The organism is Sulfitobacter sp. R86518, from assembly GCF_042466275.1.
GTDB classification, from domain to species: domain Bacteria; phylum Pseudomonadota; class Alphaproteobacteria; order Rhodobacterales; family Rhodobacteraceae; genus Sulfitobacter; species Sulfitobacter pontiacus.
The window spans coordinates 476,157-496,344 of the sequence record NZ_JAXHCA010000005.1 but is presented as its reverse complement, the minus strand read 5'-3'; the positions used below and the strand labels follow the sequence as shown (position 1 = coordinate 496,344).

Sequence of the window (20,188 nt, the reverse complement as noted above, 5' to 3'; positions counted from 1 at the left end):
TTTGGCCCGCTTCAGCTTTGTGAAGAGCACGCGCGCCAAAGCGCAAAACAACATCAAACGCAGTGGCCCCTTTTTATGCCGCGACCTGGCCCACTTTTACTCTGCGATTGACACCCAAGACCAATTGGGCCCGCCCCATCACCGAGCCGCCGTTCTACGGTTATTCGCTGCGCACTGGCGTCACCTTTACCTATCTCGGGCTGAAGGTGGATGAAAACGCGCAATGCTCCATCGACGACCGCCTTGTCAGCAACCTTTGGGCTGCGGGCGAAACCATGGCCGGGTCGATTCTGGGCCAAGGCTACCTCGCCGGGTTCGGCATGACCATCGGCACCGTATTCGGACGTATCGCAGGCAAGGAGGCCGCAGCCCATGCAAATTGATCTACTCCAAGAGGCCCGCCGTCAGGCCGAAATCTGCAACGCTTGCCGCTATTGCGAGGGGTACTGCTCAGTGTTCCCGGCCCTGCAAGCCGAACGCGCTTTTTCGGACGGGGATCTGACTCAACTGGCGAACCTCTGTCACAATTGCCGGGGCTGCTACTATGCCTGCCAATACACCGCCCCGCATGAGTTTGACCTGAACCTGCCGCAAGCCTTGGCCGATGTGCGCCAAGACAGTTGGGAAGAGTTTGCCTTTCCACGTGCCGCCGGGAAAGCCTTCCAGAAAAACGGCCTCGCCATCGTGCTCGCCACTGTCTTGGGCTTTGCCCTGCTCTTCTGGGCCGCCCGTGCGCTGGCCGCCGCAGGAGGCGAAGGATTCTATGCTGTGCTGTCTCACAATGCGATGGTCGCGATCTTCCTGCCCGCTTTTCTATTCCCGCTGTTCAGTATCGCCATCGGCCTGCGCCGCTACTGGCAAACCGTGGGCGGCGCCCCGGTGCGCCTGTCGCATCTGCGCGGGGCCATCGCCTCTGTCGCGAACATGCGCAATCTCAAAGGCGGCCACGGCGACGGCTGCAACTTTGAAGACGAAGACCGCTTCACCCATGCCCGCCGCTATGCGCATCAGGCAATCATGTATGGCTTTCTGCTGTGTTTCGCTTCGACCAGCGTGGCGACGCTGATGCATTACCTGCTCGATATGCCTGCCCCCTACGGGCTGTTTTCCGCCCCCAAGATCCTCGGCCTTTCCGGCGGTGTTCTGCTGGTGTTGGGCTGTGGCAAGATGGTCTGGCTCAAGCTGCGGTCGGACAAATCGCTCGGTGCGACCAACGCTTTTAGCGGCGAAATAGCCTTTACCGGGTTGCTGGGGTTTGTCGGGCTGAGCGGGCTGTTGCTCTATGCGGCGGGCGGTACCGGCTGGATGCCGGGTCTTTTGGTCATACATCTCGGCGCGGTGCTGGCGTTTTTCCTGCTCACGCCTTTCACCAAGATGGCGCATGGGTTCTACCGAATGGCAGCGCTGGTCAGGGATGCACAGCGGCGCGAGGTGGGCTGACTTTAGGCTTTCCAGCACCGCTTCCAGATCACCCCGGCCGCGCCTACAGACGGCGCGACCGGGAGACGATCATTCGCCGAAGTGGATGACCGAGCGGATGCTTTTTCCTTCATGCATGAGCTTGAAGGCTTCGTTGATCTCTTCCAGCCCCATGGTGTGGGTGATGAAATCATTCAGCTTGAACTCGCCGTTCATATAGCGTTCGACATAGTCAGGTAGCTCGGAGCGTCCCTTGACCCCGCCAAAGGCCGACCCCCGCCAGACGCGGCCCGTGACCAACTGGAACGGACGGGTCGAGATTTCTTGCCCTGCCCCTGCGACACCGATGACTACGGATTTGCCCCAGCCTTTGTGGCAGCATTCCAGCGCCGAGCGCATTATATTGACGTTGCCGATACACTCGAACGAATAATCCACGCCGCCGTCGGTCATCTCGACAATCACGTCCTGAATGGGTTTGTCGTGATCTTTGGGGTTGATGAAATCGGTGGCACCCAGCTTGCGGGCAAGATCGAACTTGCTTTCGTTGATATCGATCACGATGATCCGGCTGGCCTTGGCCATGGTCGCGCCGATCACGGCGGACAGGCCAATGCCGCCCATACCGAAGATCGCAACGGTCGACCCCTCTTCGACCTTCGCGGTGTTCATCACAGCCCCCATGCCGGTGGTCACGCCGCAGCCCAGAAGGCAAACCTCTTCAAGCGGCGCATCGGGGTTCACCTTGGCAAGCGATATCTCGGGCAGCACTGTGTATTCCGAGAAGGTCGAGCAGCCCATGGAGTGCAGGATGGGCTGGCCATCCTTGTAGAACCGGCTGGTGCCGTCGGGCATCAGACCGCGCCCCTGGGTTTCCCGGATCTTCTGGCAGAGGTTGGTCTTGCCGGATTTGCAGTATTTGCACTCGCCACATTCTGGCGTGTAGAGCGGGATCACATGGTCACCCACCGCCACGCTGGTGACGCCCTCGCCGTTGGATTCGACAATCCCGCCCCCTTCATGGCCCAGAATGACCGGGAACAGGCCTTCGGGGTCTTCGCCCGACAAAGTGAAAGCATCGGTATGGCAAACGCCCGAGGCGATAATTTTGATGCGCACTTCGCCAGCCTTAGGCGGCATTACGTCGATTTCCTCGATCGAGAGAGGTTCGTTAACGGCCCAGGCGACGGCCGCTTTGCATTTGATGATATCGGTCATGGGTCTCGCTTCGCGGTTAGGATTATTTTGGCGGGTGACGTTGTAGGGACTGTCATTTACACTGTTTCCCACTGGCGATAATCCCGGATAACCGCAAAACACCGTTACCTATTAGCAATAGTTATTCCGCCATTAAGATTGAAAGGAACATCATGCTGAGTTGGGAGGGGGTATCAGAATTTGTGGCCGTCGCTGAAGCCCAAAGCTTTACAGCTGCTGCCAACAGCTTGGGTATTTCTACGGCTCAGGTAAGCCGCCAAGTCGGCGCACTTGAGGCGCGATTGGACACCAAGCTGTTCTACCGCACCACGCGCAAGGTCACGATCACCGAGACGGGTCAGGTGTATTACAACCATTGCCGGCAGGTGCTTGATGGGCTGGCCGAAGCCGAGCGCGCGATCACCGATCTGCATCAAAGCCCCAAGGGACGGCTGAACCTTACAGCCCCGGTGACATATGGCGAGAACCGCATCGCGCCTTTGGTCAACGACTTCGTGCGGCGCTATCCTGATCTTGAGGTCAACCTCAGGCTGACCAATCAGCTGCTCGATCTTGTAGCGGAAAGCTACGATCTCGCGATCCGGCTGGGAGAGTTGGAAGACAGCTCCATGATGGCAAAGCGGCTGGCCTCTCGCAGGCATTACACCTGCGCGGCACCCGAATACCTTTCCGCTTACGGAACCCCGCACACCCTGTCCGAACTTGACGGCTACAACTGTTTGCAAGGCACTTTGGGCTATTGGCGGTTTCAGGAAAAAGGAACCACCCGCCACATCCGGGTGAAAGGCAATCTCCGCTGCAACAGCGGCGCATCGCTGGTCGATGCGGCGCTGAAGAACCTCGGGATCATCCAGCTGCCGGATTATTATGTCGAGGCGGAGCTGAGGGCCGGTCGGTTGGTCTCTGTTTTGGATACGTATCGCGCGCCGGACGATGGCATCTGGGCGATCTATCCGCAGAACCGGCATCTTTCGCCAAAGGTCCGGCTGTTGCTTGATCACCTTGCGAAAGGGTTGCGATGACATACAAAATCATCGCCTCAGAATTTGAAAGGAAGGCCCGTTGATCGTGAGCGACCCGCCAAGTGCGCTGACCTTCGGAACTTGGGCCGTCATCTGAGCATCTTTGTCCGAAGGAGCGAGGACCCGGCAAAGATCGTATCTTTTGGCCTTGCGTTCAGCCACCTGCACCGGGGCTTCGTTCAGCGAAAGGCTCATTTGGCCGCACCATGAGGGAACCTAAGGCGACGTGGCAAATGCCCCCTTCATACGGGGCCAAATGGCCCAATAGGCACCGTCCTATTGATGGAGCTCTTTTGCCAAAAACCGAACGAACAGAAGCGTGAGGTTCTCGCGGCGCGAGGTGTCTGGCCAGACGGCAAAAATTCCCAACGGTTTCAGCCGCCAATCGGGGAACAGGCGGCTCAGTTTGCCCTCCGCCTCCCCCCGGGCGGCGAGATGCTCGGGCAGAACCGTGGCGCCAAGGTTGTTGCAGGCGAAATGGTAGAGGGCATCCACGCTGTCCACTTCCAGCCGGGCTTGGCCCAGAACTTTCGCCTCTTCCCCGCCGGGGCCGCTAAGGCGGGTATAGTCTGAGCGATGTCGGTAGCGCACCCAGTCCCAGTCTTCCAGATCGCAAGGATGTGCGGGAGCCGGGCGCGTTGCGGCATAGTCGCTGCCAACCACCAAGGCGCGCGCGCTTTCACCCAGCTTGCGCGACATCATCGCACTGTCGTCGAGCCAGCCCGCGCGGATATTCACGTCAAAACCATCGTTGATAAGGTCCATCCTCTGATCCGAAAAAGCCAACGACAGAGCGACTTGCGGATGAAGACGGGAAAATTCAGCGATCGCCGTCGACAGGGTCGATGACGACATAAAGGCAGGGATCGACACCCTAAGCGCGCCCACAGGCTCCAACGACAGGGCGTTGAGGTCATTCAATCCGCGTTCGGCGCTCCGCAGCATGTCGGTCACCCGGGCGTAGAACATCCGCCCTTCGTTGCTGAGCGCGATCTTGCGGGTTGTGCGGTAAAGCAGCGTCACGCCAAGGAAATCTTCGAGTTCGGAGACGGTTTCACTCACCCGCGACGGTGCGACGCCAAGGGCTTTCGCCGCGGCCCGGAACGAGCCTTCGTCCACCACCCGGGCGAAGATGGCCATATGCTTTAGATGATCGATCATTGTTCGGCCTGCCGGAACTATCACTTCTGGATTCCATGAATACCCCGATCAATGCGCCGGGAATAGATGTTCCTTGCAACACGAGGAACACCGCCATGAAAGCGACCACTCATCTCAACACCGAAAGCGCAGAGCGTTATCTAGGCACGCTCTGCAAACATTTCGGCCATAAGGTGCCCGTCACCCACACGCGCCAAAACGGCCATATCGAACTGCCTTTCGGGGCATGTGAACTGGCCGCAACAAAGGGCCAGTTGTCACTGAGCGCGACAGCCGATGACCGGGCCGCTCTCGATAAGGTCGTGCAGGTCATTACCAGCCACCTCGAGCGTTTTGCCTTCCGCGAAGACCCCAAGCTCACCTGGACCTACGCCGCATGAGAGCTGAGCTGGCCCGAACTTTTCGGGTGCCGCGCGGAGTGGCACCCGAAATCTTGAACTTAACCAAGGCCCCATTCCTTCGGGGCACCCGATATGGAGCGACACATGAAACGCAGAACCCTTCTGAAAACGTCACTTGGCGCATCTCTGGCCATCCTTCTCGGACAACACGCAGGAGCAAAAGACATGGACACAGTTACACAAGAGAGCTTTGACACCGTAATGGCCTTCATGGGCGCGATGGGGGCGGGCGATATGGAGAAAATGCGGGCCCTGATGGCCGACGATATGGTCTGGCACAACGAGGGCGACGAAAGCTTGCCGTGGATCGGTGAGGCACGCGGCAAGGAGGCAATCTTCGACTTTCTTGGCGTCTTTGGCCAGAATTTTCAGACAACCGCTTGGGACAACACAGATGCCTTTGCCGCAGGCGACACCGTTGCCGTCTTTGGAAAGATGAGCGGCATCACCACGAAATCCGGCAAAGAGACTGGCCCCTTCACCTTTGCCCTGCGTGCCAAGGTCCGCGATGGTCAGGTGGTGCTGTGGCACTGGTTCGAAGACAGCTTTGCCGTCAGCAAAGCCTACCACGGCTAATATCCGCAACATGGCAGGGCCCGTCAGGCCCTGCCAGCGGGACCCCAGTCAAAGGAGAGCCCGATGCGCTATGCTGTCACCGCCGTTTCAGGACAACTCGGTCAAGAAATTGCCCGCAAACTCATAGAACGAACAGATCACGCCTCGGTCATCGGCCTCGCCCGGACGCCGGGCAATGTCACCGAGTTAGGGATCGAGGTGCGCCCCGGCGACTATGACCAACCGGACGCGCTTCGAACATCCCTTGCAGGCGTTGAAGCCCTTGTGCTCGTCTCAGGCATGGCCCCGCCCGAAGACCGCATCGGCCAGCACCGCAACGTGATCGAGGCGGCCAAGGTCGCCGGCGTGGGCAAGATCGTTTACACCAGCATTCAAGGACCAGAAGTCGGGACCGCCTTCTCACCCGTCGTGCAGAGCAACCGCCAGACCGAGGCCGACATCCGCGCCAGCGGTCTGGACTGGGCCATCGGTCGCAACGGCATCTACATCGAGCCTGACGTTGAATATATCGACAGCTACCGCGCCAAGGGCGAGATCGCCAACAGCGCGGGGGACGGCAAATGCGGCTACACGACCCGTTCCGAATTGGCCCATGCCTATGCCGCTTTGCTGACGCGGGACGAGCTGAACGGTCAAACCTTTGATTTGAACGGCACGCCGATCACTCAGGCGGAATTAACGCAGTACATGAACGCCGTATATGGCACAGAGCTTACCTATCGCAGCATGTCGGCCGAAGACTATGTCGCTGACCGCACCGCCGAGCTTGGCGATTTTATCGGCCCGATTATCGGCGGCATCTACGACGGTATCCGCCGCGGTGCCTTTGACGCCCCCGGCGATTATGAAACCGCGACCGGACGCCCGCATCAAAGCTGGGAAGATTATTTCACCTCGCTGTTACGCTGATCGCCACAGATACGCGGGGCGACCCGCGTAGAACGACCAACCTTTCGGAGATATCTGCGTGCTGAAATCCACATGGAATCACCCCCTCACCTTCTGGGCGCTGTTGAGCCTCCCCGCCATTCCAATGACCCTTGGCCTGACCTCCGGCGCGCCGGACGCGGTCAGCAGTCTTTTGCATCCCACCGGTGAATTCGCCGCGCGGTTCATGATCATCGCGATGATGATCACCCCGCTGATGATGCTTTTTCGCGATGCGAGCTGGCCGCGCTGGCTGATGAAGCGTCGGCGCTATCTTGGCGTGGCCGCATTCTTCTACGCGCTGGCCCACACAGTGCTTTACCTCATTGATGAAGGTGCCATAGCCTTCACTGGCGGCGAGGTATCAAAGCTGTACATCTGGACCGGCTGGATCGCCTTTCTTATCTTTGTGCCATTGGCTGTTACGTCGACAGACGCATGGGTGCACCGCCTTGGGCGGTCGTGGAAAAAGCTACAGCAGTTTGTCTATGCTGCGGCTATACTAACCCTCATCCACTGGGCTGCCCTGCACGATTGGGGCGGCGTCGGCGCGTCTCTGGTGCATTTTGCGCCTTTAACCGCTCTTGAGGTGTACCGTCTGTGGTCAACCCAACAACGCCGCCGCCAGCGCGCGATGACGTAAGCGAAGGGTTGCGGGGCAAATTCTCCGTTCGTTCGGCGATCTAAAGCTTAATAGCCGATCTCCCTACCTTTATAGGGAATCTTCGCACCTACCGTCAAAATACATAAGCCACCCATCGTGTCGGACGCAGCGAACGGCCCAAACCGGACCTTGGGCCGGCGGGCAAGGAAAGTCTCCTTCAGAGACTTCTGGCTATAAAACACAAGCTTTCCCGCTACAGTCTTCACCGACTAAACTAGGTGCTTCCCGATATGCGTTACCGTTAATGCTTCTTACCTTTGAATGACCCATTGTTTGAAGCTGGCCTCCAATGCGCCACATGGCGCGAGGATCAGGTCGCGGGACTGGTATGGGCCCGCATCGTCAATTTCCTCCGCAACGGTGACGCATTGCGCGGGGTCCGAGGCCAAACACATCTCCATGCTCGCGTCGTCATAAACAAAGTGCTGTGTGGGATCAGACTTGTCGCAGGAGATCAGACCAAATGGGTTATCGGCATTCTCAGGATCATTATACGCCATGCACAGACCATCATAGGTCGCCGACGCGATCGTGCCCGTCTCTGCTGCATAGGTGAACAACACGTCGTCCCCTTCCGGTTTGCATGAATGGGCGTGAAGCTGATCGCTCAGACCGCGCCCTTCAGTATCGATGCACCAGCCGAGCGACGCCTCCTCGTCAAGGTTATCGGCAAGATGAATGACGGGCCCGTCGGTCTGGAGGGTTGGTGCCTCCGCATGAGCCGAGAATGGGATACTTTGGCCCAATACGATCAGCGCGGCAAAGGCCAAGTTTGAGCTTGGAAATCTCATTGCTCATTCCTTATGGAACTGTTGTTGAAAGGTACGAATGCGCGCTGCATTGACGCCTTGGTCACTGCGCCCCACCCTTGAAACGCCGCGCATGTCCACGCGGCTTCCGTTCTCGGCAGGGGTAACTGAAACGACAATATCGTCGGCGAAATAGAAGACTGATGTGCGCGCGGTGGCCTCGAACCGATGGCGGGTTGGATCGGTCGCAACGATCTCCCACCCCATTTCGCCTGCCACCTGCAATGCCCGCTCAAAGGCTGCATCCGTGCTCAGGCCGGTCTCAAGTGGCGCAATATCGGGATAGGCCGTCGCTTGTTGGTCTGCCACTTCTACACCGCCGTATTCGAGCGTGTTGCGCGCACCCGCGCGGGTGTCATCCAGCACCTCGAAGGCCGGGGGATTGGCGGTATCAGTCGTGATGTCATGGATTGGCGCGGCGCGCGGTTGGGGGTTCACAGTGCTTGAGACGAGGGGAAAAAGGATCCCCAGCCCAAGCAGCGTGACCACGCCGCCGACCGCTGCCTATCCCTTTTCGCCCCGGCCAAGATGGATGGCCAAAGCGATCAGCCCCCAGCTGAAGATACCCGCGCCGATTGCGTTGAAGTAGCTCCGGTACAGCCCGAACCCTACGATCGGCTCCCAAAGCCCCATGCGCGCTCCGAACAAGGTCAGTGTAACGCAAATTAACCCAGCAACGGCGATTAGGGCGGCAATTTTTCCAGTATGTTTCATGTGTTCGGCCTTTCACGACCAGCGTTAATATGTGCTCAGTTACTCGGCTGACCAGTCACCGCCGCCCCTGCTCCTGTCGCGATCTTCAGCGTGGCCCAAGCCTGCGCCGCTTCGTTCGTGGCCGAGGCTGCCGAGATCCTTGCGGCATTGGTATTCCGGTCGGTTTCCAGCAGGTTCAACAGCGTGATGGCACCGTTTCGATAATTCTCCTGTGCCAATGACAGTGCGCGGCCGTAGTCGCTGGCGGCGGTTCGCAGCAGTTGCGCCCTCTGGCGCGCGCGGGTGAGGTTGGACTGTGCGACCTGAACATCCTCGACCGCTTCGTTGATCGAGGCCCGCCATGCGATCTCGGCCTGCCGTGCGACAGAGAGTTGCGCGTCACGGCTGGCTTTCAAGAGACCCTGATTAAATACTGGAAGGGACAATTGCGGCCCGAAACTCCACGCATCTGAGGCGTCCGTACGGCCCACCGTTCCTGACAGGGACAAGGCCGGGTAAAGCGCGGCCTCAGCGACGCCCACGTTGGCAACAGCAGCGGCCAAATCGGCTTCGGCGCTGCGCACATCGGGGCGATTGCGAAGCAGGTCTGCCGGTACGCCGGTGCGCGCCCCCCCGGGGCTGGAGAGTTGAGGCGCGCCTTTTTGCATTTGTGCCTTGATCGGTCCCGCGGGTTCGTTCAGCAGTGTCGCGATGGCGTAGACATTTGCGTCAAACAAGGCGGCGAATTGCGGCAAATCGGCGCGCGCCGTCGAAAGCAAGGCCTGTGCTTCGGCCACTTCATATTCGGTGGCCGCGCCGGCATTAAACTGGCTTCGGGTGATGCTCACCGTCTCTTCGCGCGTAGCGATGGCGGTGCGCGTCAAGGCCATCGCCTCTTGGTAATAGCGCGCGTCGGAATAGGCAGCGATAAGTTCGGCCAGCCATGCAAGACGAACGGTCTCTTCCTCCGCCCGGGCGGCAGTAAGCGAGGCAACAGCGGCCTCTCGCTCGCGCCGGATACCACCGAAGAGATCAATCACCAGCGAGGCGCCTAATGTCCCGCTTTCGACGGTGCTTGTACCGTTGGTGCCGTCGCCGCCGGATGTGGTCACGGATCCGGTCAGCGATCCGTCCACTGCAGCGTTTACCCCGGTTGTGCGCAACTCCGCTTGCGCTTGGCGTATGCGCTCACCCGCGGCAATCACATCAAGGTTCTGGGCAAGGCCGCGCGTAACAAGACTTGTGAGGTTCGAATCTTTGTAGTTCAGCCACCACTGCTGAGTGGCTACCGCGCCGATCTGCTCTGCATTGCCACCGACAAACCGGGTTTCCATGGCCACTTCGGGGCGCTGGTAATCAGTGCCGACAGCACAGCCCGCGACAAGCAGACCCAGTACGAGATAGTAAGGTTTCACTGAGCTTTCTCCACTCGCTTACGGAAAATTTCTGTTGTTCGGATTACGGCGACGTAGAAGACCGGCACCATCACGATCCCGATGACCGCCGAAAAGATGATCCCGCCGAGCATCCCCGTCCCGATTGATTTTTGCGCATTGGCGCCTGCCCCGGAGGCGAGCACCAGCGGCATGATGCCAAAACCAAAGGCAAGGGAGGTCATCAGGATGGGGCGCAGACGCTGGCGCGCTGCCATGACGGTGGCTTCCAGCAATACTTTGCCTTCCGCCCGAAGGGATTCCGCGAATTCAACGATCAGAATGGCATTTCGCGCCGCAAGGCCGATCGTGGTCAGCAAGCCTACCTTGAAATAGACGTCGTTCGACTGTCCGAAATACCACGTTGTCACCAGCGCCCCCAGAATGCCCACGGGCACCGAAAGCATCACCGCAAAGGGCACGGCCCAGCTTTCGTAGAGGGCGGCGAGACAGAGAAAGACGACCAGCGCCGAGATCGTATAGAGAATGGCTTCCTGATCGCCGGACAACCGTTCCTGATAGCTCAGCCCTGTCCAGGCCGAGGCGTAGGACCCGTCCAGATCAGCGGTAAGCTGTTCCATCACCTCCATCGCATCGCCCGAACTGATGCCCGCTGCCGCTTCGCCGGAAAGCTCCAGTGCGCGGGTGCCGCCATAGCGCGACAGCTTGGGCGTGATGGTTTCCCATTCGCGGCTGACAAAGGCCGACAGTGGTACCATCTCCGAACTGTCGTTACGCACATACCAATGGTCAATGTCATCAGGCTGCATGCGCCAGTCTGCACCGCCCTGTACAATGACCTCACGCAGGTTGTTGCCCAGAGGGAAGTCGTTGACATAGGTGCCGGAGAACACGGTCGCGAGCATGGTGTTCACGCTCGACAATGACACGCCCAAAGCCTCGGCCTTTTGCTGGTCGATACGCAATTTCAACGAAGGCTCCGTCGCGGCATCATTGCCGCGCAGGTTGGTCACGCGACCGTCAGCAAGCCCGGCCTCGACCAGTTTATCTGCGGCATCACTCAATGCTTCCTGACCCGCGCCTGACTGGTCGACGAGGTACATTGCAAAACCTGAAGAGGTACCCAGCCCCGGAATGGCAGGGGGTTGAAGGACAAAAATACTGCCTAGTCGGGACTGGAAAAACTTGCCGTTGGCCCGCATCATCAGATCGGCCGCATCAAGCCCGGGACGCTCTTCGTAGTCCTTAAGCCTGATGAACATCATCCCGTAGTTCTGACCAGACCCCCCGAAACTGTAGCCGACATTGGCAAAGACACCATCGACCATTTCGGTCTCTTCGGTCAGCAGGTATTGCTCGATCTGTTCAATCGTGTTGGCTGTCTGCTGAACTGTCGATCCCTGAGGCAGTTCGATCATGGTCATAAGCACGCCCTGATCTTCGGTAGGCAGGAACGACGACGGCAGACGGTCGTAGACCCAATAGGCGCCAAATCCGACAAGAACCAAGACGACCACCATACGGAAAGGCCGCATGGACAACCGCCCGACAAGCGAAGCATAGCCACCCGTCAGACGGTCAAGCCCGCCATTGAACCAGCGCAGCGGAAGCAGAGGCTTCTTGTCATGGTTCGGTTTGAGAAGCTGCGCACACATTGCAGGCGTAAGGATCAGGGCGACGAAAAGCGACAGCACCATCGCCGAAATGATCGTGACCGAGAACTGTTTGTAGATGACCCCCGTCGACCCATCCATGAAGGCCATCGGCAGGAACACAGCAGAAAGCACCATCACGATCCCGATGAGCGCCGAGGAAATCTCTCCCATGCTCTTTTCCGTGGCGGCGACGGCGTCCAACCCCTCTTCTTCCATCACCCGTTCGACGTTCTCGACAACAACAATCGCGTCATCGACCAACAGACCAATGGCCAAGACCAATGCGAACATGGAAAGGGTGTTGATTGACATGCCGAAGGCGGACAAAACGCCAAAGGTGCCCAACAACACCACCGGCACGGCGATGGTCGGGATGATCGTGGCCCGCCAGCTTTGCAAAAAAAGGAAGATGACAAGAAAGACGAGGACAATCGCCTCGAGCAACGTATCATAGACTTGGTCGATGGATTCCTCGACGAAGGGCGAGGTGTCATAGGGATATTCGACCACTACGCCCTCGGGCAACGCGGAAGAAAGATTGCCCACCACGTCCCGCACCGCTTCGGCGGTATCCACCGCATTGGCACCGGTGGAAAGGTTCACCGCAAAGCCCGCCGCCGGATGACCATTAAAGCGGCTTACACTGCCGTAGTCCTCTTCGGCGAGTTCGATTGTGGCAACATCGGCAAGGTAAATGGCCGACCCGTCCGAGTTGGTCTTCAGTAGGATGTTCCGAAAGTCCTCAACCGTTTCAAGCTGGGACTGCGCCGACAGGGAGACCGTGAACTGCTGACCTTTCACTACCGGCTGCTCACCCAGACTGCCGACCGTCACGTTCGTGTTCTGCTCGGATACGGCGGTGGTCACGTCCGAAGATGTCAGTTGATACTGGAACAGCTTTTCGGGGTTCAACCAAATGCGCATTGCGTATTCGGTGCCGAAAACATTGATCGACCCCACCCCCGCCGTGCGCTGTACCGGGTCTTCAATCGTGCTGCTCAGCATGTCACCAAGTTCAAGCGAGGTATAGCTGCCGTCTTCGCTGACAAGCGCCCCGACCATCAAGACCGAGTCGGTCGAGCGGGACACGGAAACGCCCTGGCTTGTCACGGTGTCAGGCAGCTGCGATTCGACCAGTTGCAGCTTGTTCTGGACCTGCACCTGCGCCATGTCAGGATCGATACTATCGTCAAAGGTCAGCGATACACTCGCCGCCCCTTCGCTGGAGGATGAGGTCATATAGGTGAGCCCGTCCAACCCCGTCAGCCCGTCCTCGATGACAGTGGTGACCGAATTCTCCACAGTTGCGGCCGAGGCCCCGGTATAAGTGGCGGAAATTCGAACAGTGGTGGGCGCGATATCAGGATACTGCGAGATCGGCAGACCCGTCATACTGAAAGCGCCCAGCAACATGGTGGCAATCGCCAGAACCCAAGCAAAAACGGGGCGATGGATGAAGAAACGCGCCATAGATCAATCCTCCGCCGCGGGGGCAGCGATATCCCGAGAAACGCCATCCTCGTCGATCGTCACGGCCACGGGGCTTACCTCTTGCCCTGCGCGGACGGATGAAAGACCGTCCACGACGAGCCGATCGCCATCGTTCAGCCCCTCACGCACGATCCATGCGTTCTGATAGGTGCCGTCATCTTCGAGCGTCACCTGTTCGGCCTGGCCGTCTTCACCGATAACATACGCAGTCAGTTTACCTGAGTTGCCACGCGTCGCTGCAAGCTGCGGAACAAGGTAGGCTTGCATCGTGCCAAGCACGATTTCCCCCCGCACGAACATGCCCGGAAGGATAATGTGGTCAGGGTTGTCAAAGGTGAAACGGATGGTCACGGTTCCGGTGGAGGTCGAGACATTGTTACCCGGCGTGACCAACTGCCCGGTTCCACGATAGATGTCGCCGTTCTCTAACGTCAATGTCGCTTGAAGGGTGTCGTTTTGTTGCAGATCACCTTCGGCAATGGCGCTGCGTACCGACAGGATACGCGCGCTTGCCTCCATCATATCCACATAGATCGGATCGGAGGTGACGATGCTCGTCAAAGCGTCGGCCTGCCCAGCCGTGACCAAATCCCCAACCGAAACGGTTGAAACATCCGCACGCCCGGCGATCGGGCTGGTCATCGTCGTCCACGACAGTTCGGTCTCGGCATATTCAACCGCCGCTTTGTTTGCATCAAGCGTGGCCTTTGCTTCGGCCAGACTGGCACGCGCCGCTTCGACCTCCGCCTCGGTGTAGCCGCGGCCGGAGAGTTGTTCGGCGCGGTCATAGGCCGCCTGCTTCACAGGCAGGTTGGCTTCGGCAGTGGCCAGATTGGCACGGGCTGTCGCGACAGCCGCGAGATAGGAGGCATCGTCGATCCGGAAAAGCGGATCCCCGACCTCAAGCAATTGTCCGGGCGTGTAGAGGATCTCTTTGACCACACCGCCGACACGCGGGCGCACTTCAACGTCTTGAAACGCAACGGCCCGGCCCGGCGTGGTCACAATGCGTGGGATTTCCTGCATCTGCATGTCGATCACACCTACTTCAAGCGGCCCCGCGGGAGGCATGCCATCGGGAGGGCCGCCCTGCGCGCTCGCCATTGTGGCAGCCCCCGCAAACGCAAGCGCTGCGCCAAACATCTTCCAAACGCCGATTTTCATGTGCTTCTCGATCCTTGACTATCCAGCAGGTTTGATGCCTTGTAGGCAGAAGTTGCACAGTGCGCAAGGAATTCAGACATGACAGTTTCGTTACGAGAGCGAAGACGACAGCAGACGGCGCGTGACATTCAGCTGGCGACGCTGGATCTGGCCGTTAAAAAAGGGTTAGAGAATGTGACGACCGAGGAGATCGCTGCGACAACTGGCATCAGTACGCGGACTTTCTTTAACTACTATACCAACAAGGAAACGGCTGCGGTTGGGGCTCCGCCCCCCTTTTCGGAGGCTGCGAAAGAAGCGTTACGCAGCGGAAACGGACCGCTCGCGGACGATCTCAAGATGTTCTTGGATCAACACTTCGCCGCGCTGACCAATGATGAACCCATTCTCAAGATGATCGGCACGGTTCTGCGTTCAAACGAAAGAGCGAGAGGTATTCTGCAAGGGTTCCTCATGATGGAGCGCAGAGAGCTTACAGAATGCCTGAGCCACCGCATCGAGCACTCCCAAGCCGCCGCCGCGCTAGCAAGCCACACTACCGACGCCGTGGGCAGGGCGATCTTCCTCTGGGAGCACGGGGAAGGAATATCACTGAGTGCTGCCTTAGACACGGTTTGGGAAGGAACAATCGCCGCGGCGGCCCTGTTGACGCCGCCGTCCTGATTTTTCCAAGCGTTACGTTCGGGCACTTCGGGCGAAGGAGTTTGATTTCGGCGACAACCCTTTGCCGAAGGCAGTCCGGGTGCCGAACGATCAGGCGAAGGTTTCCGCCACTATTTCTTTCGCGAACCCAGCGTCCAACACCCCGCGGTTCAGCAAGCGATACCAGAACGCGCCATGTATCAAGGCCGACAGTGTCTCCACGTTCCGCCCCGACGAAAGCTCTCCGCGGTCCTGCGCCCGGCGGAGCACAGCGGTGATCAGAGCTCGTAGGGTGTCCCCGTCGATGCGCAAGTGTTCGAAAATACGGATCAGGAAACCTTCGAGCAAGGTCCGACAATCCTCTGCCCCGTCCCAAGAACGTTCGGCGGCATAGGTGTTGGTCCGCTCAAAAACGGCTTCGAGAACAAGGTAAGCCTTCGTATTCCAGCGGTTGTATAGCGTTTGGCGCGCCACGCCAGCCTGCTCGATGATTTCCGAAACCGAGACTTTCTCATAGCCAAGTTCCCGAACCAGACGTAGAGCCACAGCCTTCAATGCCGTGCTGGCGTCTTGATTTGCGGGCCGCCCGCTTGGCTTTTTTCCTGACATGCACAGCCTGTTCATAGATGCAGAATAGTCCGTGATTGATTATTCGACGGCCGTCCACTAATTGAAAATAGACCGCCGTCTAATAATATCGCCGGAGCCGAGCTGTCACAGATTTCCCTTACCCCAAAACGGGCCTTTGCCGTTACCGCCACCTTGGGCCTTTTGTCCCTCTTCCCCCATTGGCCACCGATATGTACCTCGCCGCACTCGGTGAGCTCGCGGCCTCGATGAACGCCCCCCATACGGCGGCTGAACTTTCGCTTTCGATTTTCTTCCTCGGCCTCTGTGTCGGGCAGATCATCATTGGCCCATTGGCTGATACTGACCTGGGCGACACAATCGCGGCAACCATTAGACCTCGTGCTGCAGGCCCTTCTGATGGCTGTCTGGCGACGCAAACCTAAGCGACGCGTCCTGATCCACACGGATCAAGGCTTGACGAATATAGGAGCTTCAATGCGGTCGCTGAGAGCTTCTTCAACCTGCTCAAACGGGAACGTGTCCGGCGTCGAACATATAAGACCCGCGAGCAGGCCAGACAGGACATCTTCGACTACATCGAAATGTTCTATAACCCGAAACGCAAACATGTCAGAAACGGTATGCTGTCGCCTGTCGACTTCGAAAACAGACAGTTCAATGTGAACCAAGAAGGTGTCTAGGGAACTAGGGGCTATTCACCTTGTGAGCAACTTTGCACTTGCAGCAAATGACCGCTTCCCGCCGAAGATGTCGGTCGATACGAACGGCCCAAAGCCGACATTCGCCCAAGTCCTTCGATGCGGCGGTTGCAGCACACATTGCCGACCTTTGCTGCAAGAGCAAAACGTGATGCGGGCCGAACTGACCCAACGCGGGGCAAAGCTGCCACGTAGCCACTTAAACTAGATCTCCTCTCCGGCATCCGGATGCTCGTGATGGGTGTAACCTTGGATGGTAGTTCAAATGGTTTCGGTTCCGCTGAGCGTCGCCTTGGCGGACCCGAAAGATCGGAAGCTATGGCTGGGGCTGAGGCAAACGGCGGATGAGCCGCCCTTACAATGGGAGTGACAGTTGCACGGGTTTGAACAGCCGGTGGTCTTTGGTCGTGGCCTGCGCCCGCAGAACCACCATCGCAGCGGCGCGGGCGTCTTCGCCTGCGTCATGGTGGTGAAAGTCAAGGTTCAGCACCTGTTTCAGGTTGGCCAGACCGTGGCCGCCGTTGCCCTTCAATTCGGGCCAAGCCCTGCGCGCGATGGTCACGCTGTCGTGCCATGTCAGACGTGGTCGCGGAAGGCCCTGCGCTTTGCACGCGGCGTTGATCGCATATTCATCGAACCTGCTGTGCTGCACCATCGGGTGGCGTGACAGCAACGGCCAGATTTGGGGCCAGATCTGAGCAAAGCTTCCGGCGCCGCGCACAGTCTCCGGCCCAATCCCGTGCAGGTCAACATTGAAGGGCGCGAACGGCATAAGCGGGTCGACATAGGTAGACCATGTAAGAATGCTGTCATCAAAGCCAACGCAGGCGATCCCGATCTGGCAAATACTGGCGCTGTCACCACAGGCGGTTTCGACATCCAGCGCAATGAACTGGAAATCACCTACGGGCAGAGGCAGCATCAATCCGGTGTTCCCCGAAGCCGGGCTTTCAACACAGCGATGAGCATGTCAGACGCCGCGCGCAATTCCGCGACATCCCCTGTCAGACGGGAGTAAGACCAAATGCCCTGCACCGAGATCATGGTATAGCGCGCAAGCGCCTCGATTTCGGCATCGCTCAATGGACCATGATCCCCATTCTCAACGGTCAGCACCTTGCGAAAGCCTGCCGTCAGGCGATCGCTATGCGCGCGCAGCTTTTGGCGGGTTTCCTGCGCATCTTCGGGGATCTGGGACAGCGTATTGCCCACAAGGCATCCCTTACCAAAGCCGCCCGAGTCCTCGAAACGCGCCAGAAGGTTATCGAAATACTTTTGAATGCCCTCGATTCCCGCGCCTTCGGCCTCGACCGGTGCAAAGGCGGGGGTGACGACGGTGTCTTGGTACCTGTCGAGACAGGCATGGAACAGATCTTCCTTGCCACCAAAATCGCTGTAGATTCCAGCTCGGCTCACGCCGGTTTCGCGCACCAGATCGCCCATGGAAACAACGTGGAAACCAGTCTTCCAGAACGTATTGAGCGCACTGTCCAACAGGTTTTCGCGGGATTGAGATTTCGTTCTTGGCATTTTTGACCTTGTTTTAGAATGATCGTTCTTCTACATCTTCCCCGACTCAAACACAAGCCCGAGGTGCTCGCATGACTACGTCTTTCCGCGACAAAAAGAAATTTGCCACCGTCCATGGTAAGCAGATGGCCTATATCGAAGAAGGGACCGGCGATCCGATTGTCTTCCTGCATGGCAACCCGATGTCGTCCTATCTGTGGCGCAATGTGATGCCCCACCTTGCAGGCAAGGGACGCTTGATCGCGCCAGACCTGATTGGCATGGGCGATAGTGACAAGCTCGATAATTCTGGCCCGGACAGCTATACCTTCGTCGAACAACGCAAATATCTGTTTGCTTTGCTTGAACAATTGGGCGTCACCGACAACGTCACACTGGTCATCCATGACTGGGGTTCCGGTTTGGGTTTCCATTGGGCGCATACGCATCCCGAGGCCGTCAAAGGCATTGCCTTCATGGAAGCTATCGTCGAAACCCGTGATCGCTGGGACCAGTTTCCCGACCGCGCCCGCGAAATGTTCCAAGCCCTACGCTCGCCTGCTGGCGAGGAGATGGTTCTTGAAAAGAACCTCTTTGTCGAAGCGCTGGTTCCCGGTTCCATCCTGCGGGATTTGACCGAAGAAGAAATGAACGAATACCGCCGCCCCTTCGCCAACGCGGGCGAAGACCGTCGCCCCACATTGACATGGCCGCGTCAGATCCCGATTGAAGGGCAACCAGCGGATGTGACCGAAATCGTCGATGCCTATGTCGACTGGCTCGGCAAGACATCAATTCACAAGTTCTTCGTCAATGCGGACCCCGGCGTGTTGATCACGGGGGCGGTACGGGACCGCGTGCGCAGTTGGCCGAACATCACCGAAGTCACAGTGCCCGGATTGCACTTCATTCAGGAAGACGCCCCGGACGAGATCGGTGTAGCCGTGCGGGATTGGCACGCCAGCCTGTAACCCCACCAGTTGCGCCGGGCGCGGATCGCATTCGACCGCCGCAACAGTCGGCTTTCTAAACAATGGCTCGGATGAGCCTGCAGCGGCAGCCGAGCTTGCCGCTGCAACTCTCGCAGCTGATTTGCCAAAATCATCGGCAGGTTTTCCCAAATAACTGAAAGACACAAAGGGCCACCGGCATGTTCAAGAAATTCATCATCGGCACTGCGTTGCTGAACTTGCTCTTTGCGCCAATGATCATCGGGCAGGCTGTGCAAATGCCCAACCCCGCGAATTTCGTGTTTTCCTTCACGCTTGCGGGTTTCTTCATCATGGCCGCATCATTGTTGATCTGGGCAACCCGCGATCTTGTCGCGCGCGCACCCGTTGTGTTCTGGAGCGCTATATCGCGTTTGGCTGCAATCACGGCTGTGCTCTACGCTGTGCCAAACGGGTTGGCTGATCCGTCGCAATACGCCTTTGTATTGTTCGACGGCTTGGTCAGTTTGATCTATATCGTTGGGTCTCTTCGCGTCACAGGTCGTTCGGTGCTGGATTTCCTGCTGTGGCGGATCGCATGAGACCTGATTGCTCAGGCGCCATATTGATTTATCATCATATCAACCGACTGGTCAATCATGGCGTCCATTTCGTCAGGACTGACCAAGGGTGCCCCCAACATGAACGGCCAAAACGCCTTGCCCTTCAACAATGATATGAACTCTTCTGCCGCTTGTCGGGGGTTTGGGATCGTCAGCACCCCGTCGGCGGCGGCCTCTTTGAACAACTGTTCAAATGATGCCGTATAGTCGACTTCATTCTGGATTTCCCTGACAAGTTCCGGATCCCGCAGGATCTCAGTCATCAACATCTTGTTGGCGTTCATGACTTCGGGCGACGTGTAAAGTCGCGCCTGCGCGCGGCCCATCTCAATCAGTTGCTCTCGGATATCCATGCCGGGCTGGTAGCTGACCTTCAAGTTGTCCGCGATGACCCTCCATTGGCGCAGCATCAGGGTTTGGAAGAGCACTTCCTTGCTTTCAAAATACCGATACACGGTGCGCTTGGACGCACCGGCCCGCTTGGAGATTCGGTCCATGCTGGCCGCAAGGAACCCATTCTCGCAGAATTCATCAAACGCGCCTTGCAGGATCGAGTCACGTTTATCTACCGAATTTTCAGCCACTTCACTCATTCTGTCGGT

23 protein-coding genes and 1 pseudogene are annotated in these 20,188 nt (G+C 58.3%); 11 read left to right on the top strand and 13 right to left on the bottom strand.

Features of this window, described 5'->3' with window-relative positions; genetic code table 11:
• Positions 1-107: 107 nt before the first annotated feature.
• Together SJY36_RS03255 and tcuB are read left to right on the top strand one after the other, a co-directional pair.
• Complete coding sequence (locus SJY36_RS03255; protein WP_386172939.1) at positions 108-383, top strand: FAD-binding protein; 276 nt, start codon at positions 108-110, stop codon at positions 381-383.
• Positions 373-1,440 (top strand): tricarballylate utilization 4Fe-4S protein TcuB, encoded by a 1,068-nt coding sequence (gene tcuB, locus SJY36_RS03250; protein WP_386172937.1) that lies wholly within the window; start codon positions 373-375, stop codon positions 1,438-1,440. Before SJY36_RS03255 ends, tcuB begins: the two co-directional genes overlap by 11 nt.
• A gap of 69 nt (positions 1,441-1,509) precedes the next feature.
• On the opposite strand, the gene SJY36_RS03245 is transcribed toward tcuB, so the two are convergent.
• Positions 1,510-2,628 (bottom strand): S-(hydroxymethyl)glutathione dehydrogenase/class III alcohol dehydrogenase, encoded by a 1,119-nt coding sequence (locus SJY36_RS03245; protein WP_386176429.1) that lies wholly within the window; start codon positions 2,626-2,628, stop codon positions 1,510-1,512.
• A gap of 161 nt (positions 2,629-2,789) precedes the next feature.
• Here SJY36_RS03245 and SJY36_RS03240 point away from each other — a divergent pair, with 161 nt between their 5' ends.
• A complete protein-coding gene (locus tag SJY36_RS03240) occupies positions 2,790-3,659 on the top strand; it encodes a LysR substrate-binding domain-containing protein (RefSeq protein WP_386172935.1) in 870 nt (289 codons plus the stop codon).
• A gap of 9 nt (positions 3,660-3,668) precedes the next feature.
• On the opposite strand, the gene SJY36_RS03235 is transcribed toward SJY36_RS03240, so the two are convergent.
• On the bottom strand, positions 3,669-3,854 hold the full coding sequence (locus SJY36_RS03235; protein ID WP_005851781.1) for a hypothetical protein: 186 nt from the start codon (positions 3,852-3,854) through the stop codon (positions 3,669-3,671).
• A gap of 81 nt (positions 3,855-3,935) precedes the next feature.
• On the bottom strand, positions 3,936-4,799 hold the full coding sequence (locus SJY36_RS03230) for a LysR family transcriptional regulator (RefSeq protein ID WP_386172932.1): 864 nt from the start codon (positions 4,797-4,799) through the stop codon (positions 3,936-3,938).
• Positions 4,800-4,915: 116 nt separating this feature from the next.
• On the opposite strand from SJY36_RS03230, the gene SJY36_RS03225 reads away from it, so the two are divergent.
• The 4 genes from SJY36_RS03225 to SJY36_RS03210 all read left to right on the top strand — a co-directional run bounded on the left by SJY36_RS03225 (position 4,916) and on the right by SJY36_RS03210 (position 7,367).
• Positions 4,916-5,200 (top strand): DUF2218 domain-containing protein, encoded by a 285-nt coding sequence (locus SJY36_RS03225; protein WP_037967306.1) that lies wholly within the window; start codon positions 4,916-4,918, stop codon positions 5,198-5,200.
• Between the two features lie 186 nt (positions 5,201-5,386).
• Entirely contained in the window at positions 5,387-5,797 is a 411-nt protein-coding gene (locus tag SJY36_RS03220) for a nuclear transport factor 2 family protein (protein ID WP_386172930.1), read from the top strand.
• 63 nt (positions 5,798-5,860) lie between these two features.
• Positions 5,861-6,706 carry an NAD(P)H-binding protein gene (locus tag SJY36_RS03215; protein ID WP_386172928.1) on the top strand — a complete coding sequence of 282 codons (846 nt, stop codon included), beginning with the start codon at positions 5,861-5,863 and terminating at the stop codon, positions 6,704-6,706.
• 58 nt (positions 6,707-6,764) lie between these two features.
• Complete coding sequence (locus SJY36_RS03210) at positions 6,765-7,367, top strand: sulfite oxidase heme-binding subunit YedZ (protein ID WP_386172926.1); 603 nt, start codon at positions 6,765-6,767, stop codon at positions 7,365-7,367.
• A 272-nt stretch (positions 7,368-7,639) separates the two neighbouring features.
• On the opposite strand, the gene SJY36_RS03205 is transcribed toward SJY36_RS03210, so the two are convergent.
• The 6 genes from SJY36_RS03205 to SJY36_RS03180 form a co-directional block, all read right to left on the bottom strand.
• Positions 7,640-8,179, bottom strand: coding sequence for a ricin-type beta-trefoil lectin domain protein (locus SJY36_RS03205; RefSeq protein WP_386172924.1), 540 nt, complete (start codon positions 8,177-8,179; stop codon positions 7,640-7,642).
• Between the two features lie 3 nt (positions 8,180-8,182).
• Positions 8,183-8,635 (bottom strand): DUF1499 domain-containing protein, encoded by a 453-nt coding sequence (locus SJY36_RS03200; RefSeq protein WP_386172922.1) that lies wholly within the window; start codon positions 8,633-8,635, stop codon positions 8,183-8,185.
• A gap of 66 nt (positions 8,636-8,701) precedes the next feature.
• Positions 8,702-8,911 carry a hypothetical protein gene (locus SJY36_RS03195; protein ID WP_386172920.1) on the bottom strand — a complete coding sequence of 70 codons (210 nt, stop codon included), beginning with the start codon at positions 8,909-8,911 and terminating at the stop codon, positions 8,702-8,704.
• Between the two features lie 35 nt (positions 8,912-8,946).
• The gene (locus SJY36_RS03190) at positions 8,947-10,305 is read right to left on the bottom strand and encodes an efflux transporter outer membrane subunit (RefSeq protein WP_386172918.1); all 1,359 of its coding nucleotides are present in this window, start codon (positions 10,303-10,305) and stop codon (positions 8,947-8,949) included.
• Positions 10,302-13,409, bottom strand: a complete 3,108-nt coding sequence (locus SJY36_RS03185) for an efflux RND transporter permease subunit (protein ID WP_386172916.1) — start codon at positions 13,407-13,409, stop codon at positions 10,302-10,304. Before SJY36_RS03185 ends, SJY36_RS03190 begins: the two co-directional genes overlap by 4 nt.
• A gap of 3 nt (positions 13,410-13,412) precedes the next feature.
• Positions 13,413-14,594, bottom strand: coding sequence for an efflux RND transporter periplasmic adaptor subunit (locus SJY36_RS03180; protein WP_386172914.1), 1,182 nt, complete (start codon positions 14,592-14,594; stop codon positions 13,413-13,415).
• Positions 14,595-14,672: 78 nt separating this feature from the next.
• Here SJY36_RS03180 and SJY36_RS03175 point away from each other — a divergent pair, with 78 nt between their 5' ends.
• Positions 14,673-15,257 carry a TetR/AcrR family transcriptional regulator gene (locus tag SJY36_RS03175; protein WP_260004917.1) on the top strand — a complete coding sequence of 195 codons (585 nt, stop codon included), beginning with the start codon at positions 14,673-14,675 and terminating at the stop codon, positions 15,255-15,257.
• Between the two features lie 90 nt (positions 15,258-15,347).
• On the opposite strand, the gene SJY36_RS03170 is transcribed toward SJY36_RS03175, so the two are convergent.
• Positions 15,348-15,782 (bottom strand): TetR/AcrR family transcriptional regulator, encoded by a 435-nt coding sequence (locus SJY36_RS03170; RefSeq protein WP_386172912.1) that lies wholly within the window; start codon positions 15,780-15,782, stop codon positions 15,348-15,350.
• Positions 15,783-16,163: 381 nt separating this feature from the next.
• Between SJY36_RS03170 and SJY36_RS03165 the strand changes: the two are divergent.
• A pseudogene (locus SJY36_RS03165) lies at positions 16,164-16,507 on the top strand (IS3 family transposase); the annotation flags it as partial.
• Positions 16,508-16,880: 373 nt separating this feature from the next.
• On the opposite strand, the gene SJY36_RS03160 reads toward SJY36_RS03165, so the two are convergent.
• Together SJY36_RS03160 and SJY36_RS03155 are read right to left on the bottom strand one after the other, a co-directional pair.
• Positions 16,881-17,447, bottom strand: coding sequence for a 3'-5' exonuclease (locus SJY36_RS03160; protein WP_005851754.1), 567 nt, complete (start codon positions 17,445-17,447; stop codon positions 16,881-16,883).
• Positions 17,447-18,055, bottom strand: coding sequence for a TetR family transcriptional regulator (locus tag SJY36_RS03155; protein ID WP_340244792.1), 609 nt, complete (start codon positions 18,053-18,055; stop codon positions 17,447-17,449). The genes SJY36_RS03160 and SJY36_RS03155 overlap by 1 nt, the downstream gene beginning before the upstream one ends.
• 71 nt (positions 18,056-18,126) lie before the next feature.
• Between SJY36_RS03155 and SJY36_RS03150 the strand changes: the two genes are divergently transcribed.
• Positions 18,127-19,005, top strand: a complete 879-nt coding sequence (locus tag SJY36_RS03150) for a haloalkane dehalogenase (RefSeq protein WP_386172909.1) — start codon at positions 18,127-18,129, stop codon at positions 19,003-19,005.
• Between the two features lie 179 nt (positions 19,006-19,184).
• Complete coding sequence (locus SJY36_RS03145; RefSeq protein WP_386172907.1) at positions 19,185-19,565, top strand: hypothetical protein; 381 nt, start codon at positions 19,185-19,187, stop codon at positions 19,563-19,565.
• A gap of 11 nt (positions 19,566-19,576) precedes the next feature.
• On the opposite strand, the gene SJY36_RS03140 is transcribed toward SJY36_RS03145, so the two are convergent.
• Positions 19,577-20,179: a TetR/AcrR family transcriptional regulator gene (locus tag SJY36_RS03140; RefSeq protein WP_386172905.1), complete on the bottom strand. Its 603-nt coding sequence runs from the start codon at positions 20,177-20,179 to the stop codon at positions 19,577-19,579.
• Positions 20,180-20,188 lie beyond the last annotated feature (9 nt).